We start from the raw sequence: 4,648 nt of genomic DNA on the forward strand, positions 1-4,648 counted from the left end.
TGTCGTTCCTGCGCGAAATCGACAAGGCCGTCCCGGCTGATCTCGACGTGCACTGCATCGTTGACAACTACGGCAGTCACAAGCATCCGAAGGTCAAAGCGTGGCTCGCGGCACGCCCCCGCTGGCACATGCATTTCATTCCCACCTACAGTTCGTGGCTCAACCAGGTCGAACGCTTCTTTGCGTTGATCACCGACAAGGCGATCCGCAGAGGCTCGTTCAGTTCGGTCAAACAACTGATCAAGCGTATCGATCAATTCGTTTCCCACTACAACGAAAACTGCAAACCGTTCGTCTGGACCGCCTCAGCCGACTCCATCCTCGAAAAGCTGCATAGACTTTGTTCGCGAATCAGCGGAACGGGACACTAGGTCGAACGGCTCACGACCCGACCACGCTCCCTGATCTTGGGGACAACATCGACTTACATCCGCGGGTTGTCGTCCAGGATCGCTCATGCATCTATCGGATCGAACCGTAACGACGGCAACTTGTCGATCGTTGTCCCAAAAACTGTGAACCCAGGCTTCGCAACGCTTCCCGTCTAACTCGCGCCCTGGCATTCGCCTGCCGCCCGCGTTCCTGCCCCGTCCCGCGACCGTAGCCGACGACGGGGCGGCATCAAGGGGCGAGCGACCGGGTTGCCCGCACCATCCCTCGCCTCTTTCCTTGACACCGCCCCGCCGTCGACTCCTTGGGTCGCACGGGCAGGAAACCGGGTGTCAGGCTCAAGCAAAAGCCAACCCCGAGTTCCACTGGGAAGGTTTCCCCGCTTGAGCGGCAAGGCCATCCCGCAGCCCGACCTTCAACATTTTTTCTGTGGAGATCGCCATGCAACTCGCCTCTTCTTTCCATTACAGCTCGCCGATGCTTCGTGCCGACTCGCCCCTGTCGGACGATCAAATCCGTCGCGTCGCGCCGTCCATCTTCGCGGACAGCAAGCACGAAAGCCGCTCGGAGCGCTACACCTACATTCCCACCATCGATGTACTGCGCGGCTTGCGCAACGATGGCTTTCAGCCGTTCATGGTCTGTCAGACCCGCGTACGTGACGAAGGCAAGCGCGAATACACGAAGCATATGCTGCGTCTTCGCCACGCCGACCAGATCATCGGCGACGAAGCCAACGAAATCGTGCTGCTGAATTCGCACGACGGCACAAGCAGCTATCAGATGCTCGCAGGCGTGCTGCGCTTCGTGTGCCAGAACGGCATGGTGGCGGGTGACAACGTCGCGGATATTCGGGTGCCGCACAAAGGGAACATCGTCCAGAACGTCATCAACGGCGCATTCGACGTGCTCGACGGCTTCGACCTGATCCGCGAACAAAAAGAAGGCATGCGCGACGTGACGCTGAACCGTGACGAACAGCACGCGTTCGCGCGCTCCGCACTCGCGCTGCGCTACGACCCGACCGATGCCGAGGCACCGGCTCCGATCTCTGCAATCCAGTTGCTCGCCCCGCGCCGTTTCGAGGATCGCCGTGACGACCTCTGGACTGTGTTTAACCGCGCGCAGGAAAACCTCACCAAAGGTGGACTGCATGGCCGCTCGCGCACTGGGCGCGCGATGTCCACACGCCCCATCACCGGCATCGACCAGAACGTGAAGCTCAATCGCGCCCTCTGGATGCTGGCCGACGCCATGCGCCAGATGAAGGCGTAAGCATACTGGGGCGGTCCCCTCCGCCCCATTCTGGCACGGCCTATCAGGACTCCTATTCGGGTCAAGTCCTGACAGTCTTCGCGAGACGCGAACCGGAACTTTCTTTCCAATTTTCGGGAGTCAATCATGCAAACCCAAGCCAAAACCGCCGATGTGGGCACTGTTGAAGCGACCTCTGTGCTCGAAACCCACTTCGGCAACGAGCAGTCCATCGTGACCGTACCGTATTCCAGCCTGCGACGCTCGCCGCTCAACGCGCGCACGCAGCCCCTGTCCGGCATTCCCGGCCTCGCCGCCAATATTCGTGCAAAGGGCTTGCTGCAAAACCTCGTTGTGCACAAAATGAAAGGATCGCGCAGCAAGCAACGCCGGTATGGTGTCTGCGCGGGCCAGCGCCGCGAAGCCGCGCTCGATCTGTTGTTCGAGCAAAAGCACATCGCCGCCGACTATCCGGTGCCGGTGCGGATCGTCAGCGAAGGCGAAGCCCTCGCGATTTCACTGGTCGAGAACAGCGAGCGCGAAGGGCTCGATCCGTTCGACGTGCTGCGCTCGTACCGGATGCTGGCCGAGGAAGGCCGCAGCGTCGACTATATCGCCGCGCTGTTTTCCGCCTCGCCGCTGACGGTCAAGCGGCGCATGAAGCTCGCCAACGTGTCGCCCAAGCTGCTCGCGCTGCTGCGTGAGGACGGGATCACCCTCGACCAGCTTGCCGCGCTCGCGCTGGCCGACGACCACGAAACGCAAGAACGCGTCTGGTTCGATGCGACGAACGACTGGCAGCGCGCCCCGCAATATCTCCGTCAGGCGATCACGCGGGCTGAAATCGACGCGAGCCGCAGTCGGCTAGTCCGCTTCGTCGGACTCGCGGCTTACGAGACGGCGGGCGGATATGTTCGACGCGATCTGTTCAGCGACGCCGAAAATGCCGGATTCGTCGCCGACGCAGACCTGTTGCAGCGTCTCGCGAGCGAGAAACTCGAAGCGGTGGCCGAGGAAGTCCGTGCCGAAGGATGGAACTGGACCGAAACGCGCATCGAGCGTGACGTACTCGAACTGAACCGCTACGACAGGCTCGATCCGCTTGACCGACCGTATACCGAGGACGAGCAACGCGAAATGGATGCGCTGACGGCGCGGCAAGATGCACTCGCGGAACAGTACGATGCGCTTTCGGAGGACGACGAAAACGCCTACGAGGAAGGCGAGCGTATCGAGGCCGAACTGAACGCGGTCGCCGTCGCAATTCAGACGCTCGAAGCACGTACGCGGACGTGGAACGCACAGCAGATGGCCGAGGCCGGGGCGTTTGTCATCCTTGACCCGCAAGGCGACCCGATCATCGAGCGTGGACTGGTGACGGCAATGCGGCTCACGGCAGGGATGCAACGGAAGCCGGACAGGCCACCGCGATTGCGGAGACGAATCGTAAAGCCAAGCCGATTCATAGCGCGAAGCTCTGTCAGCGCCTGAGCGCACATCGTACCGCTGCCATTCACGCGGAATTGATCGCGCAACCGTCCGTCGCCCTCGCGGCGCTGTTGTTCCGGCTCGCACCGGTCGCCTTTCCGGAACGATATGGTGCCGGGGCGAGTCGGGACTATCTGGAACTCCATGCCACCAGCAACCACGATGCCCTGCTGACAGCCGCTGACGATCTGTCCGCCAGCCCCGCATGGGGCGTCATCGACGCGCAGCGCCAGCGGTGGCTCGCGGCCCTCCCCCGGAATCTGGCCGACCTGCTGTCTTGGCTGACCGAGCAAGATCCCGGCACGACATTGCTCGACTTGCTCGCCTTCTGCACCGGCACCCTGCTCGACGGGGTCACCGGCACGGAAGGCCCGCACGCGATCAATGCCCTGAGCAATGCGCTGCAGCTTGACATGACCCGATACTGGACGCTGACCCGGGCCGCGTACTTCGACCACGTCAGTAAAGCACGCATCGTGGACGTAGCCATGCAGGCGGTTTCTCCCAAGATTGCGCTCGACCTGAGCAAGATGAAAAAGGGGAATGCCGCCGCCGCTGCCGAACTGCGGCTGGCAACGTCCGCATGGCTCCCGAATATCCTCACCGATCGGGAAGTGCCGCCGCTCCGTGCCCTCGGTGTGATGAACAATCTGGACGACGAGGATAACGAGGCTGAAGAAGCGAAAACACCGACTGTAGCCAGTGCGGACGAAGCCAGCGCACAGGAAACTGACGCTCCGGCTAGCACTGGGCCGGCGAACGAAAGCCGCCCGGCATGGCCCTTCCCGACCGCCGCCGGCATGGCGGATGCCGAAACCACGCAACACACCGCGTGATAATGCGCTTCCCGCCTGTGCTCGCGCGCGGGCGGGGCGTACCGTTTATCGGGCGTGTTCGCCCATCCAAAATGCAACAGCGGTCAATGTCACAAACAGACTGGCCCCGACGACCAACAGGTAACTGAGCATCCGGATCAAGCGCCGCTCATTTACCGTGATATCCGCCTGAATCTGTTTTACGGTCTGCGCGATCGTCCGCTCGAACAGGCTCACAGCCTCATCCAGCCGTTCCCGCTGGTGCCGCGCCACCACCGCCGCGGCACCGACAAGGCGGTTACCGGCGATCCTCGCGACCCGATTGGCCAATCCGTCCGCCAGCTCGGCTATCGATCGCTCATTGAGCGTTGCCAGCGCAACCTGATACCTCGCCTCGTGTTCCCGGATCATGCCCTCGGCCAACTCGATCGTCTTCTTGCAACGCGCAAGCGCATCACGATGCTGGTGCATCAAGGCCTCGGTCGCCTCCTCGGCTTCCCGACGCACTGCCTCGAAACTGTCCTCTCCGGCCCTGCGGATACGATCGGGCATGGCCTCGTAAAGCCGCGCGTAGTATTCCAGCATGGCGATCATCGACCACAGCGCGTCGTTGTCCCGCAAGCTCAACGCAGAGGAGACCCGCCGCATCCGCAAAAGACTGGCATCGTCGGGCAGCTCACCCGCGACCTCGAGAAACAGGC

5 protein-coding genes are annotated in these 4,648 nt (G+C 62.2%); 4 read left to right on the forward strand and 1 reads right to left on the reverse strand.

Annotation, left to right across the window (positions count from 1 at the left end):
• From BT264_RS36905 to BT264_RS40660, 4 genes are all read left to right on the forward strand, one after another.
• On the forward strand, nucleotides 1-371 hold a 371-nt coding region (locus BT264_RS36905; protein ID WP_177319005.1), incomplete at its 5' end, for a transposase.
• Nucleotides 372-831: 460 nt separating this feature from the next.
• Nucleotides 832-1,665 carry a DUF932 domain-containing protein gene (locus BT264_RS36910; protein ID WP_072445460.1) on the forward strand — a complete coding sequence of 278 codons (834 nt, stop codon included), beginning with the start codon at nucleotides 832-834 and terminating at the stop codon, nucleotides 1,663-1,665.
• 126 nt (nucleotides 1,666-1,791) lie between these two features.
• Nucleotides 1,792-3,135, forward strand: a complete 1,344-nt coding sequence (locus BT264_RS40655; protein WP_309146475.1) for a ParB/RepB/Spo0J family partition protein — start codon at nucleotides 1,792-1,794, stop codon at nucleotides 3,133-3,135.
• Between the two features lie 32 nt (nucleotides 3,136-3,167).
• Nucleotides 3,168-3,968: a hypothetical protein gene (locus BT264_RS40660; protein WP_309146476.1), complete on the forward strand. Its 801-nt coding sequence runs from the start codon at nucleotides 3,168-3,170 to the stop codon at nucleotides 3,966-3,968.
• A gap of 45 nt (nucleotides 3,969-4,013) precedes the next feature.
• Here BT264_RS40660 and BT264_RS36920 read toward each other — a convergent pair whose 3' ends face one another.
• Entirely contained in the window at nucleotides 4,014-4,646 is a 633-nt protein-coding gene (locus BT264_RS36920; protein WP_256260782.1) for a hypothetical protein, read from the reverse strand.
• Nucleotides 4,647-4,648 lie beyond the last annotated feature (2 nt).

Origin of the sequence: Burkholderia sp. NFPP32, assembly GCF_900119325.1 — a bacterium.
Lineage (GTDB): Bacteria > Pseudomonadota > Gammaproteobacteria > Burkholderiales > Burkholderiaceae > Burkholderia > Burkholderia pyrrocinia_C.